General features: G+C 64.5%; 24 protein-coding genes and 1 pseudogene. 11 read left to right on the top strand and 14 right to left on the bottom strand.

The genetic code is table 11. The features are described from left to right. Window positions 1-12 precede the first annotated feature (12 nt). From AC6I9R_RS11470 to AC6I9R_RS11440, 7 genes are all read left to right on the top strand, one after another. The gene (locus AC6I9R_RS11470; RefSeq protein WP_461425699.1) at window positions 13-384 is read left to right on the top strand and encodes a DUF4345 family protein; all 372 of its coding nucleotides are present in this window, start codon (window positions 13-15) and stop codon (window positions 382-384) included. A 97-nt stretch (window positions 385-481) separates the two neighbouring features. Next, complete coding sequence (locus AC6I9R_RS11465) at window positions 482-973, top strand: SspB family protein (RefSeq protein ID WP_461425698.1); 492 nt, start codon at window positions 482-484, stop codon at window positions 971-973. A gap of 54 nt (window positions 974-1027) precedes the next feature. Next, entirely contained in the window at window positions 1028-1585 is a 558-nt protein-coding gene (locus AC6I9R_RS11460) for a class I SAM-dependent methyltransferase (protein WP_461425697.1), read from the top strand. A 45-nt stretch (window positions 1586-1630) separates the two neighbouring features. Continuing rightward, window positions 1631-3019, top strand: coding sequence for a class II fumarate hydratase (fumC, locus tag AC6I9R_RS11455; protein ID WP_461425696.1), 1389 nt, complete (start codon window positions 1631-1633; stop codon window positions 3017-3019). After that, window positions 3016-3195: a DUF4169 family protein gene (locus tag AC6I9R_RS11450; protein ID WP_461425695.1), complete on the top strand. Its 180-nt coding sequence runs from the start codon at window positions 3016-3018 to the stop codon at window positions 3193-3195. The genes fumC and AC6I9R_RS11450 overlap by 4 nt, the downstream gene beginning before the upstream one ends. Window positions 3196-3285: 90 nt before the next feature. Continuing rightward, entirely contained in the window at window positions 3286-3528 is a 243-nt protein-coding gene (locus AC6I9R_RS11445; protein WP_461425694.1) for a ribbon-helix-helix domain-containing protein, read from the top strand. Window positions 3529-3563: 35 nt separating this feature from the next. Beyond that, window positions 3564-3824, top strand: a complete 261-nt coding sequence (locus tag AC6I9R_RS11440; RefSeq protein WP_461425693.1) for a hypothetical protein — start codon at window positions 3564-3566, stop codon at window positions 3822-3824. Between the two features lie 36 nt (window positions 3825-3860). On the opposite strand, the gene AC6I9R_RS11435 is transcribed toward AC6I9R_RS11440, so the two are convergent. From AC6I9R_RS11435 to AC6I9R_RS11425, 3 genes are read right to left on the bottom strand one after another with little or no spacing between them, the layout of a single operon-like run. After that, entirely contained in the window at window positions 3861-5210 is a 1350-nt protein-coding gene (locus AC6I9R_RS11435; RefSeq protein WP_461425692.1) for a cytochrome P450, read from the bottom strand. Continuing rightward, on the bottom strand, window positions 5207-6412 hold the full coding sequence (locus tag AC6I9R_RS11430) for a hypothetical protein (RefSeq protein WP_461425691.1): 1206 nt from the start codon (window positions 6410-6412) through the stop codon (window positions 5207-5209). The genes AC6I9R_RS11435 and AC6I9R_RS11430 overlap by 4 nt, the downstream gene beginning before the upstream one ends. Before the next feature lie 50 nt (window positions 6413-6462). Further along, the gene (locus AC6I9R_RS11425) at window positions 6463-7218 is read right to left on the bottom strand and encodes a cytochrome c biogenesis CcdA family protein (RefSeq protein ID WP_461425690.1); all 756 of its coding nucleotides are present in this window, start codon (window positions 7216-7218) and stop codon (window positions 6463-6465) included. 106 nt (window positions 7219-7324) lie between these two features. On the opposite strand from AC6I9R_RS11425, the gene AC6I9R_RS11420 reads away from it, so the two are divergent. Next, window positions 7325-7549, top strand: a complete 225-nt coding sequence (locus AC6I9R_RS11420) for a sulfurtransferase TusA family protein (RefSeq protein ID WP_461425689.1) — start codon at window positions 7325-7327, stop codon at window positions 7547-7549. Between the two features lie 88 nt (window positions 7550-7637). Here AC6I9R_RS11420 and AC6I9R_RS11415 read toward each other — a convergent pair whose 3' ends face one another. The 6 genes and pseudogenes from AC6I9R_RS11415 to AC6I9R_RS11390 form a co-directional block, all read right to left on the bottom strand. After that, window positions 7638-8711, bottom strand: a complete 1074-nt coding sequence (locus AC6I9R_RS11415) for an ABC transporter ATP-binding protein (RefSeq protein WP_461425688.1) — start codon at window positions 8709-8711, stop codon at window positions 7638-7640. After that, window positions 8708-9514 carry an ABC transporter permease gene (locus tag AC6I9R_RS11410; protein ID WP_461425687.1) on the bottom strand — a complete coding sequence of 269 codons (807 nt, stop codon included), beginning with the start codon at window positions 9512-9514 and terminating at the stop codon, window positions 8708-8710. The genes AC6I9R_RS11415 and AC6I9R_RS11410 overlap by 4 nt, the downstream gene beginning before the upstream one ends. A 230-nt stretch (window positions 9515-9744) precedes the next feature. Continuing rightward, a pseudogene (locus tag AC6I9R_RS11405) lies at window positions 9745-10575 on the bottom strand (ABC transporter permease); the annotation flags it as partial. A gap of 71 nt (window positions 10576-10646) precedes the next feature. Next, a complete protein-coding gene (locus AC6I9R_RS11400; RefSeq protein WP_461425686.1) occupies window positions 10647-10784 on the bottom strand; it encodes a hypothetical protein in 138 nt (45 codons plus the stop codon). A gap of 321 nt (window positions 10785-11105) precedes the next feature. Further along, window positions 11106-11363 carry a hypothetical protein gene (locus tag AC6I9R_RS11395; RefSeq protein ID WP_461425685.1) on the bottom strand — a complete coding sequence of 86 codons (258 nt, stop codon included), beginning with the start codon at window positions 11361-11363 and terminating at the stop codon, window positions 11106-11108. 218 nt (window positions 11364-11581) lie between these two features. After that, window positions 11582-12466: a LysR family transcriptional regulator gene (locus AC6I9R_RS11390; protein WP_461426609.1), complete on the bottom strand. Its 885-nt coding sequence runs from the start codon at window positions 12464-12466 to the stop codon at window positions 11582-11584. 119 nt (window positions 12467-12585) lie between these two features. Here AC6I9R_RS11390 and AC6I9R_RS11385 point away from each other — a divergent pair, with 119 nt between their 5' ends. Beyond that, window positions 12586-13377, top strand: a complete 792-nt coding sequence (locus AC6I9R_RS11385) for a GNAT family N-acetyltransferase (RefSeq protein WP_461425684.1) — start codon at window positions 12586-12588, stop codon at window positions 13375-13377. 143 nt (window positions 13378-13520) lie between these two features. Here AC6I9R_RS11385 and rpsI read toward each other — a convergent pair whose 3' ends face one another. Continuing rightward, on the bottom strand, window positions 13521-14015 hold the full coding sequence (rpsI, locus tag AC6I9R_RS11380; RefSeq protein ID WP_461425683.1) for a 30S ribosomal protein S9: 495 nt from the start codon (window positions 14013-14015) through the stop codon (window positions 13521-13523). Further along, entirely contained in the window at window positions 14015-14479 is a 465-nt protein-coding gene (rplM, locus tag AC6I9R_RS11375) for a 50S ribosomal protein L13 (RefSeq protein WP_461425682.1), read from the bottom strand. Before rplM ends, rpsI begins: the two co-directional genes overlap by 1 nt. Before the next feature lie 277 nt (window positions 14480-14756). Here rplM and speD point away from each other — a divergent pair, with 277 nt between their 5' ends. Continuing rightward, window positions 14757-15164 carry an adenosylmethionine decarboxylase gene (speD, locus tag AC6I9R_RS11370; protein ID WP_461425681.1) on the top strand — a complete coding sequence of 136 codons (408 nt, stop codon included), beginning with the start codon at window positions 14757-14759 and terminating at the stop codon, window positions 15162-15164. Between the two features lie 76 nt (window positions 15165-15240). On the opposite strand, the gene AC6I9R_RS11365 is transcribed toward speD, so the two are convergent. Next, on the bottom strand, window positions 15241-15663 hold the full coding sequence (locus AC6I9R_RS11365) for a PaaI family thioesterase (RefSeq protein WP_461425680.1): 423 nt from the start codon (window positions 15661-15663) through the stop codon (window positions 15241-15243). A 70-nt stretch (window positions 15664-15733) separates the two neighbouring features. On the opposite strand from AC6I9R_RS11365, the gene AC6I9R_RS11360 reads away from it, so the two are divergent. Next, entirely contained in the window at window positions 15734-16522 is a 789-nt protein-coding gene (locus AC6I9R_RS11360; RefSeq protein ID WP_461425679.1) for an enoyl-CoA hydratase, read from the top strand. Window positions 16523-16648: 126 nt separating this feature from the next. On the opposite strand, the gene AC6I9R_RS11355 is transcribed toward AC6I9R_RS11360, so the two are convergent. After that, the gene (locus tag AC6I9R_RS11355) at window positions 16649-18115 is read right to left on the bottom strand and encodes a carboxypeptidase M32 (protein ID WP_461425678.1); all 1467 of its coding nucleotides are present in this window, start codon (window positions 18113-18115) and stop codon (window positions 16649-16651) included. Beyond that, window positions 18115-19254: a heme A synthase gene (ctaA, locus tag AC6I9R_RS11350; protein WP_461425677.1), complete on the bottom strand. Its 1140-nt coding sequence runs from the start codon at window positions 19252-19254 to the stop codon at window positions 18115-18117. Before ctaA ends, AC6I9R_RS11355 begins: the two co-directional genes overlap by 1 nt. Window positions 19255-19335 lie beyond the last annotated feature (81 nt).

Genomic DNA, 19335 nt, shown 5'->3' with positions numbered 1-19335 from the left:
CTTGGAACGCCCATGACCGCCGTCGACTTCATCAATTTCGCCCTCGCGCTCACGACCATCGGCCTGGGGCTCTGCGGCTGGCTCGCCACCCGCTGGACCATGTCCGCGCTCGACATGCAGGCGGGGCCCTCGAACATGGCCTTCACCGAAGTCTCTGGCGTCTCCGGGTGCCTGTTTGTGGGCATGGGCCTTGCGGTCATGGTGATCAATGATCCCGTTGCCTGGGTCATTCTGGGCGCGGCCTATGGCGGCGCGGCGCTGGGGCGGGTGACGTCGATCCTGCGCGATGATGCGAGTTTCCGCAAAAGCTGGACGTTTTTCGGCACCGAGCTGGCCTTTGCCGCATGGCTGGTTTTTGCCAACCTGCCCGGCGCTCAGGCCTGACGGAACCCCCGCGCGCCGCGCCACAAACCGCGCCTTTCATCCGCTGACGAATCTTCTACACTGAACCCGTCTGCCCTAACCATCTGGCGCCGCTGATATGTCCGAGACCCCACCGACCATTCCCTATGGCCGCCTCATGCATGAGGCCGTTTGCGGTGTGATCCGAGAGGTTCTAGAGCGTGTCGCCCGCGATGGCCTGCCGGGCGAGCATCATTTCTTCATCACGTTCGACACCCGCCACGACGGCGTGGAACTGGCCGATTGGCTGCGGGAACGCTACCCCGAAGAAATGATGATCGTGATCCAGAACTGGTACGACGATCTGAGCGTCGACAAGGACGGTTTCGCGATCACGCTCAACTTCGGCGACGCGCCCGAGCGGTTGCGCATTCCCTTCGATTCCATCGCCACCTTCGTGGACCCTTCCGTCGAGTTTGGCTGGCGGTTCGAGCAATCCGATGACGAGGATGATGACCCGACGCCGCCCGAGGGGCCCGATACGCCCGAAGGCGACCCGGAGGATGACGGCGACGACACGGGCCAGGAGGCCGAAGTTGTCAGCCTCGACACTTTCCGGCGCAACCACTAGCCCGCGGCGCTCTGCCTTCTCCCCTCTCCCCCCGCCCCTCAAGGACCTTGCCCCATGGCGACCAGTGACTTCGCGCTCTTCATGGGCCAGCTGTTCCGCAAACCCCACCAGGTTGTCGCCCTCGCGCCCTCATCCCGGTTCCTCTGCGCCGAAATGGCGGCGGAACTGGACCCGGCCAAGGGCCCCGTCGTCGAACTGGGCGCGGGCACCGGCAACATCACTCAAGCCATCCTCGATGCCGGTATCGCGCCCGAGGCCTGCCACTCCATCGAAATGAACCCCGAGTTCTGCGACCGCCTGCGCATGCGGTTCCCCGGCCTCAACGTCTATGAAATGAGCGCGGGCGATTGCGGCGACCTCCCCCTCACGAATGTCCAGGCGGTCGTGTCCGGCCTGCCGCTTCTGTCGATGCCCCTGCCGCTTCAGCGGGGCATCCTGGGCGGTTTCACCAAGCTGGTCGCCCCGGGCGGCGATTACGTGCAGTTCACCTACGGCCCCAAACCGCCCGTCGCCAAGGTGGTCCGGGAGGAGTTGGCGCTAACGTGGCGCAAAAGCGACAAGATCTGGTGGAACATGCCGCCCGCTCGGGTATATCGTTTCTCCCAAAGCTAACGGGCGGCCAGAGTTGGGGCGCCCCATGACCTGAGGGACACCCCCATGACGACCACCCGCACCGAAACCGACAGCTTTGGCCCCCTGGAGGTCCCCTCCGACAAATACTGGGGCGCGCAGACCCAGCGCTCGATCATGAACTTCCCCATCGGGTGGGAGAAACAGCCCGTTGCAATCGTGCGCGCATTGGGCGTGATCAAACGGGCCTGTGCGGAGGCCAACATCAAGGCGGGCAAGCTTGACGGCATCGGCGAGGCGATGCTGGAGGCCGCGCAAGAGGTGATCGACGGCAAGCTCGATGACAACTTCCCGCTGGTCGTGTGGCAGACAGGCTCGGGCACGCAATCCAACATGAATTCCAACGAGGTCATCGCCAACCGCGCGATTGAGATTCTGGGCGGTGAGATCGGGTCGAAAACCCCCGTCCACCCCAACGATCACTGCAATATGGGGCAGTCCTCCAACGACACGTTCCCCACCGCCATGCACATCGCGACAGCCATGACTGCCCGCGACGTGACCCTGCCGGGCCTGCGCAAGCTGCACGCCTGCCTGGTCGACAAAGTCGCGGAGTTCGAGGGGATTATCAAGATCGGGCGGACCCATACGATGGACGCCACGCCCCTGACCCTGGCCCAGGAGTTCGGCGGCTACGCCCATCAGGTCGCCAAGTCCATCGAGCGGGTCGAGACGGCGCTTGCCGATATCTATGAGCTGGCCCAGGGCGGCACCGCCGTGGGCACCGGCCTCAACACGCCCCACGGGTGGGGCGAGGAAGTTGCGGCCAACATGGCGCGCATCACCGGGCTGCCGTTTGTCACCGCCCCCAACAAGTTCGAGGCGCTCGCGGCTCACGATGCCATGGTTGCGATGTCTGGCGCGATGAAAACCACCGCCGCGGCGCTTTTCAAGATCGCCAACGACATCCGCCTTCTGGGCTCCGGCCCGCGCTGCGGCCTCGGCGAGTTGATGTTGCCCGAGAATGAGCCCGGCTCTTCCATCATGCCCGGCAAGGTGAACCCGACCCAATGCGAAGCGATGACCCAGGTCTGCGCCCATGTCATCGGCAACGACGCCGCCGTGGGGTTTGCGGGCTCCCAGGGGCATTTTGAGCTGAACGTCTACAAGCCGATGATGGCCTATAACGTGCTGCAATCGATGCAGCTGGTGGGCGACGCCTGCGTGGCCTTCACCGACAATTGCGTCGCGGGGATCAAGGCCGACGTCGTGCGGATCGAGAAGATCATGAACGAGTCGCTGATGCTGGTGACAGCGCTGGCGCCGACGATTGGCTATGACAACGCCACGACCGTGGCCAAGACCGCCCACAAGAACGGCACGACCCTGAAGCAGGAAGCGATTGCGCTGGGGTTTGTAGATGAAGAGACCTTCGACAAAGTCGTGCGGCCCGAGCAGATGATTGGCCCGAAGTGAGTGAAAAGCCGATCAACCTGAACCGCGCGCGTAAAGAGCGGGCGCGGAAGGACGCCAGGCGGCAGGCCGATGAGAATGCGGCAAAGCACGGTCGCACCAAGGCGGATCGCCTGTCCGAAGCCGCGCGGCAGGCTCTGGCGGACAAGCGGTTGGATGGGCATCAGCGCGATGACTGACTGGGGACGCCTGGGGCACCCGCCCCTCCTCGGGGCCGCGCTGCCTGCAGCGCCCCCCCTCCTCACAGCTGACTGGATTGGGGTGCGGCGATGACCTTGCCGCCGGCCTCGGCCCGGCCCAGAAAGCGCTCGCTGACGCTTCAGGGGCACAGGACGTCGGTGTCACTGGAGGATGCGTTCTGGGCCGAATTGCAATCCATCGCGCAGGAACGCGGCCAATCGATGAATGCCCTGGTGGCCGAGATCGACGCGGCGCGTGGCGTGTCGGCGGGGCTGGCCTCGGCGATCCGGGTCCATGTGTTGAATGCCCTCAAGGAACGGGCGCCCCGTTAAGGGGTTCTTCATGTGCGCCTGCTAGCACGGGTGCCATGAAACAGGACCGCGTTTTCTCCGATGATCCAGAGGCCTGGATTGAACAGACGTTCGACGTGCCTGCGGTGCGCAACGGCGGGTTGTTTCGCACCTCTCTGCAAGCGGTGGAGGCGGGCGTTGGCATGGCGCGGTTCAAACAGGAACTGAACCGCCGCAAGTTCCGGGCGTTGGAGAACAACGGTCATATCATCGTCTTCTGCAACACCAAGCCGGTGGAAATCCTGGCGTCTGGCCCCGGCGGCGGCGGCCCGGCATGAAGCTTTGGCGCAGCTTCCGGTATTAGATGCCCAACCTCAGCGCGCAGAGACGCGCAGCCGGATGCCATCTTTGGCCCGCACTGTAAGGTAGGCCACGGGCACGGGATCATCGCCCGCGATCCGCTCGAACCGGAAGGCACGCAGGAGCATCGCCAGAAGCAGAACCCCTTCAACCATCGCAAAGCCAGCCCCGGTGCAGACCCGCGCCCCTGCAGAAAACGGAATGAAGGCATCGCGCATACAGGACTTGCCATTCTCAGTCTGCCAACGGCCGGGATCAAAGCCGTCCGGGTTATCCCAAAGGCGATCTTGCCGGTGCAGATGCCAGGGTGAGATCACGACCTGGCTTCCGCGTTTGATCGCGCGTTTGCGGAAGGTCTCGGGCTGTTGCGTCTCGCGGACCATCATCGGCACCGGCGGGTAGAGGCGCAGCGCCTCGCGGAACACGTCGCGGGTCAGCTTCAACTTCGACATGGCAGCGAAATCAGGCGCTTCGGGCAGGCTTGCCGCTTCTTCCGCCAATCTGTCCTGCCACTCTGGATACCGCGCCAAAAGGTACAGCGCCCATCCCAGGGCCGAGGCGCTCGTCTCGTGGCCTGCCAAGAAGAAGATCGCCACCTGATCGACCATCTCCTGGGTGCTGAACCGCTCTCCCGTCTCCGGATCCGGCGTCGTCATGATCTTGGTCGCCAGATCATCGGGCGCCGTGCCCGCTTTGATCTCGGCACCCCGTGCGGCGGTCATCTCGGTAATCAGCGCGCGGATATTGCGCGCCGTCGCGCGCGTTTTGGCCCGGTGTCCGCGCGGCAGCCAGCGGGGCAGCGGCACAAAAGCGGCGGCGTTCAGGATCGGTTGCGTGCGCTGATAAGCGCGGAACTCATGGAACACACGGCCCGCGATGTCGGCCTCGATCGGCATGGAGAAAAGCGTGCGGAAGATCACGTCGGCGGCGGCGTGGGACATCTCTTCCTCAATCTCCACGACGCCCTCGCCCATGCGCGCCACGGACGCCTCGCCGGCCGCCCACATCGCCGGGAAGGTATCGCGCAGACGCCCGCCCTCAAACGCCGGGTCAATGATGCGCCGCTGCCGCTTCCAGGTCGCGCCATTGGTCAGGAACACGCTCTCGCCCAGAAGCGGGCGCAACCCCTCGCCCACGCGGTCGGATTTCGGGAAATCCATCGGGCGCGCCTTCAGGACCTCATCGACCAACGCAGGCTCGTTGATCATGTAGGACCGGAAGAACGGCGTACGGAACTCGGCCATCCAGGCATGGTAAAGTCGTGCGGGCTGCGCCGAGAGGATGTCCTGGCGAAAGAGCCGCATGTAGCGCCAAAGCGACACGCGTTCGCCGCGCGCAGGCGGTTTGGGGGGCAGATCGCTCATGTGTCGGTGAACCGGTTGACCGGCGTCTCGATCCGGCTGCCCGACGGCGCGCGCGTGGCAAAACGCGCGCCCAAGGTCATCGGCCCCGCCGTGACGCGAAAGTAATCATAGGCGTCGCGCCGCTCGGGCAAGGCGTCAAACGCATTGAGGTACTGAAAATGCAGCTCAAAAAGCTGCCATTTCAATGCCTTCTGCCGCGCCTCCGACAAGGTCTGCGAGAACGCCGCCGAGATCACCAGCGGGCCCCTCTTGTCCTCCGGCGCCACGCCCGACACCGCCACCGGATCGCAAAGCGCAAAGGCGCAGCCATCACCGGGCGCCGTCACATCCACCCAGGCCACATCTTGTGTCGCCATGAACGCCAGATCGCCGCGCAATCGCCGCGCCTCGGGCAGGAAACTGACCATGGGCACCACGTGCCCCAGGGTCAGCAACGACAGCACCGGCCCGTCCGGGGGCACCCGACCCGCGCGGATCAAATCCGCCAGGACCGACACCGCGATATAGGCGCCCGAGGAATGGCCGACGACCAGCACCTCATCCGCATCCCCTTGTAAAACCTCGGCAATCCGGTCCGCAAACTTCGCCATCCGCGCCTCCTGCTCCGGCGGATACGCCCCGCGCAGGCCCGAGGAAAACGCGTAATCCTTCATCAGATACCACGCATAAAGATGATCCTGCCGCGCGCACCAGCGCAGGAAAACCACCCCCAACACGCCGCCCACAAGGGCCCCGGCCCAAGCGCCGAGACCGCCCCCAACCGCCGCGCCCAATCCCGCGCCCACCGCCACCAGCACAGCTGCGAGGAGGGCTTGCCCGAGGAGGACAGCGACCGGGTAAAGCGCCGCAATCACCGGCCCCTTGCGCAGCCGCATCAGCCGAAAAAGCGCGCCCGAACCGATGTAAATCCACGCCGTCCGCGCTAATTGCCCGTAGCTCGCCAAGACCCCCGCCGCCATGCCCTTGCGCACGATGTCGGCCCAATAAAGCACCTCCAGCTCCGCCCGGACCGACGTGCCCTCCATCTGCGCCGCCACGCCCCATCCAAACCGCGCGCCCTCAGGCGCCGCCGCCTGGGCCACCTCAAACCCGGAAATCTCCGCCTGCAACGCCGCCTCCCGCCGATACCGCTCGCGGTACGCGCGCGGCGGGACCGGGTCGAACCCGGGGATGTAAAGGACATGTCGTTTAGCCACACTCATGGGCGCAGCATAGCTTCGGAATGCGGCAGGGCTAGGGCAGAACGGGCAGATTAACCAAGCTGGCCAAGCGCCGGAAACGTCTCCAAAAGCCAGAACGCAAAGGCCGAGAATGCGCCGGTCATCAGCGCCACGCCAACGGCCACCAAAAGCACGCCCATGATCCGCTCGATCAGCTTCATGTGCTTCTTCATCCGTCCCATCAGCCCCTGGGCGCGGTCAATGAACGCGGCGGCCAGAAGAAACGGCAGACCCAGGCCCACGGCATAGACCCCCAGCAACATCGTGCCGCGCTGGACCGAGGATTCCTGCGCCGCAATCGACAGGATCGCGCCAAGCTGTGGCCCGATGCAGGGCGTCCAGCCAAACGCAAAGGCCAGGCCCAACACGTAAGCCCCCAGGGCCGATCCGCCCTTGTCGCCCGCATCCAGCCGCGCCTCGCGGTCCAGCAAGGGAATGCGGATGATCCCCAGAAAATGCAGCCCGAAAATGATCACCACCGCGCCGGATATTCGCGCCAGAAGGATCTGGTTCTGCAAGAAAAACTGCCCCAGTAGCGACGCCGTGAAGCCCAGGAAGATGAACACCGTCGACAGGCCCATCACGAAAAACAGCGCAGGCAGCATCGCCTTGCGCCGGGCGGCGCGCGCCTGCCCCTCGATATCGTTCATCGTGATACCGCCCATATAGGCCAGGTAGGGCGGCACAATCGGCAACACGCAGGGGCTGAGGAAACTCAGCACCCCCGCCGCCAGCGCCACCAGCATCGCGGGCAGAAGCGAGGCATCGAATAGGTCAATTCCGAACATCCCTCACCCTTATGCTGACGCGCGTGCGCCGTCACGGGGCAAATCGGTCACATTCGCGTGCCACGAAACCATGGACCCCGCGCGCGCGCGCGCCTATCACGCCTCTATGCAAGAGATTGACGCCCGCGACCTGCTCTGCCCCCTGCCCGTCCTGCGCCTGCGCAAGGCGCTCACCCGCGCGCGCGCGGGCGACACGCTGCGCCTGCTGGCCACTGATCCCGCCGCCCAAATCGACGTGCCCCACTTCTGCGCCGAGCAAGGCCACAACTTTCTCGGCGCGCAACAGATCGACAAGGCAACCACCGCCTACACCGTCCGCAAGGCCCGCTGACGGCGCCGACAGCGCGCGCCGCTCCCCCCTTCATCTTGCCAAATACAACTCAATCCCGCCGACGGCCCCACGCACGACGGCCCGGACGTCACGCACCAAACACCACCATCGCCTTGGGGTCCCAGGCCACCCGCGTTTGCGTGCCGACCTCCAGCACCTCACGGCCCACCACGTTGCGCATGGAGATGCGCACAGGCTCCGCCGCGCCCTCCAGCCGCACGTCATAGTACGTCATATCGCCGTAGTAGACGACTTCTTCGACCTGTCCGGTGGTCTCGCGCGCCCGGGTGCTCTCGCCGTCGTAAAGGATCGACAGTGTCTCGGGCCGCATCCCGACGGCGCAATCGCCCACCACCTCGCCGCCGGGCATCTGCCCCGGTGCCAGCGCAACAGATCCCAGGCCCGCCACCTCGACTTCGCCCGCTTTCGCCTCGCCCGGCAAGAAGTTCATCACGCCGATAAAATCCGCCACCCGGCGCGAATTGGGCCGACGGTAGAGCACTTCCGGGTCGTCCAGCTGCGCGATCTCGCCCTCGAACATCACCGCAATGCGGTCCGACATCACCAGCGCCTCTTCCTGATCGTGGGTCACGAGGATGAAGGTGATCCCCACCTCGCGCTGCAACTTCATCAGCTCCACCTGCATCTCTTCGCGCATCTTGCGATCCAGCGCCGACAACGGCTCATCCAGCAGCAGCACCTTCGGCTTCAGGATCAACGCGCGCGCCAGGGCGACGCGCTGGCGCTGCCCGCCCGACAGCGCATGGGCGGCCCGTCCCCCCAGATGCCCCAGCCCCACCATCTCCAGCGCCGCCCCGATGGCTTGGGCCTTCTCCGAGGTCGACAGGGGCGAGCGCCGCAGCCCGAACCCCACATTCTGCTCCACGCTCAGGTGCGGGAAAATCGCGTAGCTTTGGAACACCATATTCGTCGGCCGCTTGTTGGGCGGCACCCCGGCCATGTCCTGGCCCGACAGCGTGATCACGCCCGAAGAGATCCCCTCAAACCCCGCAATGGCCCGCAAAAGCGTGGTCTTGCCACAGCCCGAGGGCCCCAGCAGGGAAAAGAACTCCCCCGCCCCGATCTCAGCCGAGATGTCGCGCAGCGCGTGGTACTCGCCATAGTATTTGTTGACGTCAGCCAAGGTGATCAGCGCGGTCATAGGAACCCTCCGGCATCAGACTGGCCCGCCCGGCGCAGGCCCCGGCGGCGGAAAATATCGGCTACGATCAACAGGATGATCGACAGCGTCACAAGAAGCGTGCCAAGCGCCATCACCACCGGCAGCCGCGCCGGAAAGCGCAACTGACCCCAGAGGTAGACCGGCAACGTCGGCTCATTGCCCGACAGGAAGAAGGCGATGATGAACTCGTCGAGCGAGATGATGAAGCAGATCAGCAGCGACGCGATGATCCCCGGCGTGACCAGGGGCAGGATCACCAGCCGGAACGCGCTAGCCCGCGTCTCGCCGAGATCCACCGCCGCCTCTTCCAGAGACACATCCAGGCCCGCGAAAGACCCCTGCAGGATCGCGATGGCAAAGGGCATGCACAACAGCGTATGGCCCGCAATGATCGTATAGATCGAGGTGTTGAGGCCCAGTTGCATCAGCACCACCAGCAACGAGATGGCTACAATCACCTCGGGCAGGACCAGCGGCAGCATGATGAACCCCATGATGCCCGCTTTCAGGGGAAACTCGTATCTGGTTGCCGCCCGCGCCGCGAACAGCCCCAGGCACGTCGCCAGGACCGAGACCGAGACTGCGATGATCAGCGAGTTCACTGTCGCCTCATGGAGCGCCGGGATCGTGCGCAGCTCCGCAAACCAGCCCCAGGTAAAACCCTGCAACGGGAAGGCGATGATCGTGCCATCGTTGAAGGCGAAAATCGGCAACAGAAGTATCGGCGCATAAAGAAACACCAGGTACACGACCGCAAAGACCCCAAGGGTGGAAACTCTCATATCCCCCACCTGCCCTTCGGCCGGAACCACGCGATGGCAATTGCGCCCCCTGCCATGATCGCCGCCATGATCCCCAGCGTCCCCGCCGGGCCAAACCACGCGTCCCCATTGACCAACAGCCACCACAAAATGCCGATGTCCACCGCCGCCGCAACCGCGGCCACCCACAGCCCGTAGCTATCGCTCAGATGCACCCAGAACCGGATGTGCATGATCCCCCAAGCCAGCGTGATCGTGACCCAGGCCATGGCGAAAACCGCCAAGGTCGCCCCCATCGGCCGGTTCGACAGATCGAAGATCTGCACATAGATCATGTTGGCGATCATCGTGCCCCCCGATCCGCCCACCAGCCTTGGCGTGACGTAATCCCCCACCGTGGGGATCGAGACGATGAGCACCGCCGCCAACACGCCCGGCATCGCCAGCGGCAGGGTCACGCGGATGAACGTCATCACCGTCGCCTCGCCCAAATCCCGCGCCGCCTCCAAGAGCGATCGGTCGATCTTCTCCAGGCTCACAAATATCGGCAGGATCGCAAAGGGCGCAAAGGCGTGGGCCAGCGTGATCACCACCGCATTGGCGTTATAAAGGATGAACGACAAAGGCTCCTCGATCACCCCAAGCCCGATCAGCGTGCCGTTGATCGGCCCGTCATAGGCCAGGATCACCCGCCACAGGAAAGTCCGGATCAGGTAGCTGGTCCAGAACGGAATCGTGATCAAAAACAACCACAACGCCTTCTTCTCGGGCCGCACGTGGAAGCTGATGTAATAGGCGATCGGGAACGCCAGCACGACCGTCACCGCCGTGACCGAGGCCGAGATCCGCAGGCTTCGCAACATCAACGCGCGGTAAAGCGGGTCCGTCAAAGCCTCCCGGTAATTCTCCAACGTGAACGTCCGGTCGATGGTCAGAAAATTCTGGGTCCAGAAGCTGAACAGGATGATCGTCAGAAGCGGCACCGCCAACAGCAGCAGCGCATATCCCAGGGCCGGGCTGACAATGATCAGCCCCTGCCGCGCCTCTGCCGATAACCCCTTTGTCGATGCCCCTCGTGCCATCGCACGCAAACTCCCCGTCGCCCCACACGACGATTGCCTGTCAGGGCGCGGATCACAAGCGCTGTTTCGCGTTACGAAATCCCGACGAACGACACGACAACAAGGACCACCAGGGCCAGAACTGGCAGGCTGATGAAAACGCCGCGCCGGTTGATCAAAGGCGTGCGCGCGCCGCAATATCCACAATTCGACGCGCCCAGGCGCACCATGTGGTCACACGCCGTACATCGAAATATCCTGCGCGAGCGGCGCGATCCCCGACCCCTGCCTGGCATGGGCGACCTCCTGAAATCTGGCTAACGTCCGACCCTGTCGGCCCGTTCTGCGCCGCCCAATCCCCGGCGGCCTGCACCTTGCGTTGCCGATATATCATCACCTTGTGGGGGAGCGTCGAGGTAAAAGTTAACGAAAAATTAACGGGCCCAAAATTTGTGCACCGCTGCGCGGTTTGACGCATCTCTGGGCACCAAATGGGCGGGCGTCGCGATCAAAAAAGCGCGGCCGAAGCCGCGCTTGAAGACTTGCCGCGATCACTGGGTGTTTTCGACCGGCAGCGGCTTAGTGACGGGCACATTGGACGTCGGCGCGACAGTCGCCGTGTCACCCATCGGGGGACACGCCAGGGCGCCGCTGGGGTCACAATTCAGCGCGGTCGTTTCGGGGCCTTTGACCGCGACGGCGGGGGTGTTGGCATCGACCGCCACGGCCAACGGATCACCGGTGGCCCAGACGGGCCCTGCAATCGCAAGGGCGGCCAGCGCGGCGCTGAAGATACGGGACACAAACATGAGCGTTCTCTCCTTTTCGCAATGACACATTGGGCTGCGGGGGCCGAAAAATCCCTCTGCACAGGGCGGTGCGGGCCCCCGCACGCGCGGATTTGGGAAGCGACGACGCCCGTGCAAGACCCGCTCACAAACTCGTGAAAACCCACCCGGCCCCGGCTGTCTTTCACCGCATCAGACGCCGCGCTCCACGATCATCGGGCGCTTGCGCCGCCTCCCCCTCACCGCTGCCTATCCGCCAGCAGCTGCGCCACCGTCTCCTCCATCAGACCGCGCAGCCACAGGTGGCGGGGGTCTTGGGCAAACCTCGGGTGCCAATAGACCGTGATCCGGGCGGCGGGCGCATGCAGATCCACGTCCAGCGTTTTCACCGCGCTACCCAGAGCATGCTCCATGCTTTGGGGCAGGAAACACACCAGTTCCGTGCCCGCCATTACCTGCGCCAGGGTCGCCAGGTTCGGCACAAAAACCGCCACGTCGCGGCGCACGCCCCGGTTTTGCAGCGTCGTATCAATGGCTTGGCTCACCGCCGTCGCCGTCTGGCGCAGCTTGACATGGCGCAGGGCGCAGACCTCTTCGAGGCCAAGGCGTTGGCCCGGCCTGTGGTGGCCATAGCTTGATTGGCAGACGAGTTGATCCTCGAACAACAAGTGATGCGGCAGATCCAGGCCCGCCTTGTCGCCCGTGCTGAAGAACAGGTCGATCTCGCCGCGCCCCATGCGGTGCGCCACGCGATCACTGGGTTGCGTGATGAGTGAGACGCGGGCCTTGGGCGCGCGCGCCACGATGGCGCTGGTCAGGCGCGCCAGAAGGGTCTGGTTCAGAAAGTCAGAGCCGCAGAGCGTCACGGAAAATGCGTCCTCCGCCGGGTCAAAGGCGCGGGCCACCAGCAGCGCCTGCGCGGCCTCGATGATCTCGCGCGCCCTGGGCGCAAGGTCATCGGCGCGCGGCGTCGGCACGATCCCGTGGGAGGCGCGGACAAACAGCTCATCCCCAAACACCGCGCGCAGCCGCTTCAACAGTCCCGAAACCGTCGGCTGCGTGAGCGATAGCTTTGCGGCGGCCCGCGTCACGTTGCGCTCTTCATAGAGCGCGTCGAAGGCCAGCAGCAGGGTCAGGTCGAGGGTTCTGATATTGGTATTGGCGATGTCACATTATCCTGAATTACGATTGGACCAATATCATAGGGCTGCCTAACCTGATCTGGCAACAAGGAGGCAGATACATGAGCGCTTTTGTCGGAACCGAGCAGGCCATCGCCTTGCAACAGGATCTGGCCGCCCGCGCGGCTGAAATTGCCGCCAATCCGGTATTGTCGAACGGCGGGCGCCTCCTCAACATCCTCGATCCCGACGCCTACGGTTGGGACGCGGTGCGGGAGGAGGCGCAGCGCGCGGGCTATGTCGGCCTGTCGATGGTGGACAAAGACACCACGCTGGCCCGCGCCGCCCAGATCTTTGGCGGCACAGTCGACCTGCCTTGTTGGGAGGTTTTCACCGGCACCCCCGCCGCCGTCCTGCCGGTCTGCAAGGGCCTGGTGTCGGCGTTTGCCCTGCCCGAGGGCTGGCGCGCCTCGGCCCACACCCATCCCGATGAGGCCCTGATCGAGGCCGCGCAGCAGCTCAACGTTGCCACCGGCGTCGCCCCCCAGCCCGCCTATTACCTGGCAGGCGCCGTTGTCCCCTCGACCCTCGCCTGCCTCCATGATGATGCGGGCGCGCTGGTGGCCTGCGCCTCGGCCAGCATGCGCTACCACCCCGACGGCCCCCTGGGCGGATGGCTGTTCGCGGGCAACGTCTCCGTCCATCCGGATCACCGCCGCAAGGGCCTGGGCGTCTACGTCAACGCGGTGTTACTGGCCGAAGCGCACCGCGCCCACGGTTGGTGCGGCGTGCTGGAACAGGCCAAGGCCGACAACGCCGCGTCCGTGGGCATGATCCGCGCCTGCGGGCTGGTCCAGGACCCTTCGCGGGTGACAGTCTTGGTGAATACAACCGGCGAATTCGTGACCCGCTAGGCAGCGCCGCGAAAACGTAAAATACCATTATATATAGATATCAATGGTTTAAGCGCTTTCTCAAGCTTGAGCACGTTCCCTGGCGGAACGAAAAAGGGCCACCCAACCGGGCGGCCCATTTCCAAAAAATTGGGTTCCGAAGCTTAACGCTTGGAGAACTGGAAGCTCTTCCGGGCCTTCGCCTTACCAAACTTCTTCCGCTCCACCACACGGCTGTCGCGGGTCAGGAAGCCAGCGGCTTTCAGGGCACCCCGGAGCGAGGGCTCATAAAGCTGCAACGCTTTGGACACGCCGTGACGGACCGCACCGGCCTGACCGGAGAGGCCACCGCCCTTGACGGTCGCCATGACGTCGAACTCGCCGTCCACACCGGCAACGGTGAAGGGCTGGCGCAGCAGCATCTGCAGCACCGGACGCGCGAAGTAATCAGGCATGTCCTTGCCATTGACGGTGATCTTGCCAGAGCCCGGCTTGATCCAGACACGGGCGACCGCATCCTTCCGCTTGCCGGTGGCATAAGAGCGACCAAGCGCGTCGCGCTGTGGCTCACGGGTGATGGTTTCCACGACAGGCGCTGCCGCTTCGACGCCTTCGACCGAGCCGCGCAGCTCATCGAGAGAAGAGAGGGTCTCAGCCATTATTTAGCTCCCCGGGTGTTCTTGGAATTCATCGATGCGACGTCCAGGACCTGCGGGTCCTGGGCTTCATGGGGATGCTCGGCGCCCGCGTACACACGCAGGTTGGTCATCTGCTGGCGCGACAGCTTGCCGCCGGGCAGCATCCGCTTGACGGCCTGCATCAGCACGCGCTCGGGGTACTGGCCTTCCAGGATTTGACCAGTGGTGCGGGACTTGATCCCACCCGGATAACCGGTGTGCCAGTAGTTCGGCTTGTCGCGCTTGTTGCCCGTCACCTGCACCTTGTCGGCGTTGATGACAATGACGTTGTCGCCCATATCCATGGACGGCGTGAACGACGGCTTGTGCTTGCCGCGAAGACGCATGGCGATGACCGACGCAAGACGGCCCAGAACAACGCCCTCGGCGTCGATCAGGATCCACTTCTTGTCGATATCCGCCGGCGTGGCAGAGAAGGTTTTCATAACTCAGGTTTCCTTACGGGTGAGCGTGGCGCCCAAAACGGGCGCTTTGCCCCAGAAAAACGAAAGAGCGCGCAGGCGCCCTCAAACATAGGTGTCTTCTAAGCATCCCTGCGCCCGCGTCAAGGGCCACGAAACCGAACTAATCATTGAAAAACAACGCCTTAAGATTGAGGTATTATTTTACCGCGCACATTCCGGGCAAATGTAGCCCACTTGCGCCGCCTCCCCCACCTTTTCCCCCTTGTAAGCCGCCCCAACTCACGCCCATCTTCGCCCTATGACCAATACGCTTGACCCCCTTGCCGCCCAAAAGGCCGACCACTTCACCCGCAGCGGAGAGGAGGTCTATGCCGGCAAACACCTGATCATCGACATCCAGAACGGCCACCACCTCGATGATCCCATAACCATCGAACAGGCGCTGCGCGACGCGACGAGGGCCACGGGCGCCACGCTGTTGCACCTGCACACTCACCGCTTCTCGCCCCAAGGGGTCACCGGCATGGCGATCCTGGCGGAGTCCCACATCGCCTGCCATACTTGGCCCGAAATCGGCTACGCCGCCTTCGACATCTTCATGTGCGGCGACACCAACCCCCATGCCGCGATCCCGATCCTAAAAGCAGCATTCGAGACCCAAGACATCACCGTCCAAGAACTCCACCGCGGCCACCTCTCGCCCTAACGCGCTCCTTCATCTTGCCCTTACAACTCCGGGAGTTTGAGGGCAGCGCCCTCACTTGCGGCGCAGCCGCAAATCCTCACCGCTCAGGCGGCATCGAATAAGTCATGGAAGCCCGCGCCACCGGCTGCTCCATCCCCTCGGAATAGATCAAACAATCGCCGACCGCCAAAACACGCCCGATCTTCAACAACCGACACGTGCAGATCAAATCAGCCCCCGCCACAGGCTTACGCATGAAATCGAACGAGCCGCCTGTCGTCACCGCCAGGGCCTTCCGCCCCTTCATCGCGATGACCGCGATGTAGACCGAGACATCCGCCAGCGCGAACATCGCCGGGCCCGAAACGGTGCCCCCGGGCCGCAGGTGCCGCTCGGCCACGGGCATGCGCACGCGCACCGCTCGGTCCCGCACCTGCTCAATCACGAAATCACCCCGCACCTGCGGAAATACCTCGTCAAGATAGGCCGCAATCTCTTCAGCCCCCATCACCACGTTCATTGCGCTTTTCCCCCCGCCCGTTGACGGCTACCTTTCCCAAAACCCATTGGCTGCGCAAGGGAGGCCCGCCATGACCGACAACCTGGTAATCCGAGAGGATCAAGGCGCGATCTCGCATCTGACGCTGAACTCCCCCGGCAATCTCAACGCGCTTTCCGATGAGATGCTGGCCGCCCTCCAAAACGCGCTCGACACGCTGGCAGACACACCGAGGCAAAAGGTCATTGTCCTCAAGGGCGCGGGCCGGGTGTTTTGTGCCGGTCACGACCTCAAGCAAATGCAGGCCGCACGGCAGGCGGAAGATGGCGGGGCGTCGGCCTGGAAGGACCTCTTTGATCGCTGCTCGCACCTGATGCAGACGCTCCCCCGCCTGCCCCAGCCGGTCATCGCCCAGGTCCACGGGTTGGCGGCGGCAGCGGGCTGCCAATTGGTGGCCTCCTGTGATCTGGCGGTGGCCACAGAGGATGCGCGCTTCGGCGTGAACGGCGTCAACATCGGCCTCTTTTGCTCGACCCCGATGGTGGCGCTCAGCCGCGTGATGCCGCGCAAACAGGTGTTCGAGATGCTGACAACCGGCGAGTTCCTGGATGCCGCGCGCGCCCGCGACCTGGGCTTGATCAACCGCGTGGCTCCCGCAGAGGAACTGGAAGCCGCCACGCGGGATCTGGCCGAGGTTATCGCAGGCAAGCTATCTTCCGCCGTGCGGGTCGGTAAACAGGCGTTCTACGAGCAGGCAGACCTGGCGCTGGCCGAGGCCTACGGCCTGACGGGTGAAGTGATGGTTGCCAATATGCTCAGCGCCCAAACCAACGAAGGGATCAACGCTTTCCTCGAAAAGCGTACCCCCGACTGGGACTGAAACTTCTCGGCCCCTCCTCGCTACGCTCCTCGCAGCTGAGATTTTTGCGCTGCAAACCCAATACGGCTGCGAGGAGAGAGGCCTTCCGAAGGAAAGGCCTTTCGAGGAGGGGCCGCTCCGCGGGCGTTAAACCCCGAAAAGCGCTCCGTATTTGGCGTCCAGATAATCCAACAGCGGCGCCTCGGAAATCTCTGCCCCGGTCGCATGGCGGATCGTGTCGATCGGCGCGCGCAAGCCGCCGTGGCATTGCAGGTTCTCCCGCAACCAGGCCAGGGCGGGCGTGGGATCTCCGGCCTCCAGCGCCGCATCCAGATCCGGCACATCGCGCTTCAGGGCGGCGTGCAGGCAGCCCGCGTAGACATTCCCCAGCGAGTAAGTCGGAAAGTACCCAAACAGCCCCACGGGCCAGTGCACATCCTGCAACAGCCCGTTGGACGGTGTGTCCACCGCCATCCCGAAGTCGGCCAGGAACCGCGCGTTCCAGGCCTCTTCCAGGTCAGCCACCTCCAGCTGTCCTCCGAACAACTGCCGCTCCAGATCGAAGCGCAGCATGATGTGGAGGTTGTAATGCACCTCATCGGCCTCGGTCCGGATGTAGCCGGTCTCGACCCGGTTGATGACCCGCGCGAAATCCTCGGCGCTGGCCGACAGCGGGCCAAAGTGCTCCACCATGCGCCCATACAAATACCGCGTGAACGGGGCCGAGCGGGCCAATTGGTTCTCGTAGATCCGGCTCTGGCTTTCGTGGACCCCCATCGAGACGCCCTGCCCCAAGGCCGACAGGCGATATTCAGCCGCGATGTTCTGCTCGTAGGTGGCATGGCCCACCTCATGGATGGTGGAGTAGAGACATCCCCAGGGCTCTGCCTCATCGACGCGCGTGGTGATGCGCACATCGGCGCCGGAGCCGGAGCTGAACGGATGCACCGCCAGGTCGAGCCGCCCGTGGTCAAAGTCATACCCGAACCGCGCGGCAATCTCGCGGCTCAATGCCATCTGAGCGGGCTCCGGGAAGGTGCCCGATAAAGCAGGCGGCATCGACGCCCCGGACAGCCGGTCGCGCAAGGCGACAAGACGCGGGCGCATACGGTCAAAGAGCGCGCCGATCTCGGCAGCCGTGGTGCCCGGCTCATAATCGGCAACCATCGCATCATAAAGATCGCCGCCGTACGCCACGGCCGCAGCCTCTTCGCGTTTCAGGGCCACGACCTGATTCAGCGTCGGCAGGAACGCCCCCACGTCTTGCGTCGCGCGCGCCTGCGCCCAGATGCCCTGGCTGACCGAGGTCAGCCGCGCCAGTTCTGCCGCCAGATCTGCAGGCACTTTCACGGCGCGGGCGTGGGCGCGGGCGATCTCGCGCAGCTGCGCGCGGTCCGCGTCCGTCGTGGGCTCTGCCGCCGCTAACCACTCGCCCACGCGGGGGTTCGTGCGGCGCGCGTGCAGAACGCTTTCAAGCGCCGCCATTTCTTCGCCCCGCTGCTCCGCGGCACCGCGGGGCATCATGGTTTCCTGGTCCCAGCCCAATCGGCCCATGACCTGGCCCAGGGCCTCGGTCGTGCGGTTGAAGCTCAGCAGATCGTCCAAAGCGGCCATCAGGCGGCTCCTCTCACGGATTGGGGCAGCGGGTAGCGCGCCAGAAAGCGCGCGCGCAGGATGAGGGTGGTCAGGACTACGGCCCCGAATTGGTGCAAGATGGCCAGGTACCAGGGCGAGGAATGCATGACAGTCACAATGCCAAGCACGATCTGGCCGAACATCATCACTGCAACCCAGTCAAACGCCCGCTTCGTGGCCGCGCGGGCCGAGCGGCGGGCCAGAACCCAGACGAGCACCCCGAAGGCAAACAGCACATATCCGGTGATCCGATGGAAGAACTGCACCGTGCCGTCGTTCTCGAACAGGTTGCGATACCAGGGCTCGATCGCCCACATGTTGGGCGGCGTGAAGGCGCCGGCCATCAGCGGCCAGTCGATGTAATTGCGCCCGGCATCGATACCCGCGACGAGCGCACCAATCAGGATCTGCAGCGCGGTCAGATGCAAGAGGCCCGTCGCCAGGCCCGCGAGCCTGCGGTCGCCATCGCGACGCGCGGTCATCAACTCGGCCTCGGCCCGGCCCAACAGCAGGATGTACCACGCCATCAACCCGAGGATCAGGAAGGCGAGACCCAGGTGGACCGCCAAGCGGTAGGAGGCCACGTCAAACATGCCGGGTGCCAGGCCCGAATGCACCATCCACCAGCCCGCGACACCCTGCAGCCCGCCCAAGGCACCAAGTAGCAACAGCCTGCCGGACCAGCCGACGGGCACAGACCTGGTTGCGAGCAGCCCCACAAATCCAATCGCCCAGACCAGGCCCAGGGCCCGCGCCCATTGGCGATGGCCCCATTCCCACCAATAGATCACCTTGAATTCCGCAAGGCTCATGCCGCGGTTCTGTTCCTGGTATTCGGTGGTGGCGCGGTAGGCTTCCAGCTCCGCCTCCCAGGCCGCCTCATCAAGGGGCGGGATAGCGCCCGTAATGGGCGCCCATTCGGTGATCGAAAGGCCTGAATCCGTCAATCGCGTCAGCCCGCCAATCGCGATCTGGATCACGACCATCACGAAAAGGATCATCACGAAGATCCGCACGCGCGCCCGGCCCCGGCCGCGGTCACCGCTGACGCCCCCGGGCGTTGCCGCCGGTTTCGTGACACTCTCCACCTCTTCGAAAATGCTGCGCTGGCCTGCCATTGCTCTTCCCCGTAACCGTTGACGCAGACCTATCGCGGCCCCCTCGCCCCTTCAAGCGCCCGCGACACCGCGCCTCCCTTG

The sequence above is a fragment of the Gymnodinialimonas sp. genome, from assembly GCF_059726805.1.
Note: the sequence above shows the minus strand (reverse complement) of the source record. Positions and strands in the feature narration are given on the sequence as shown.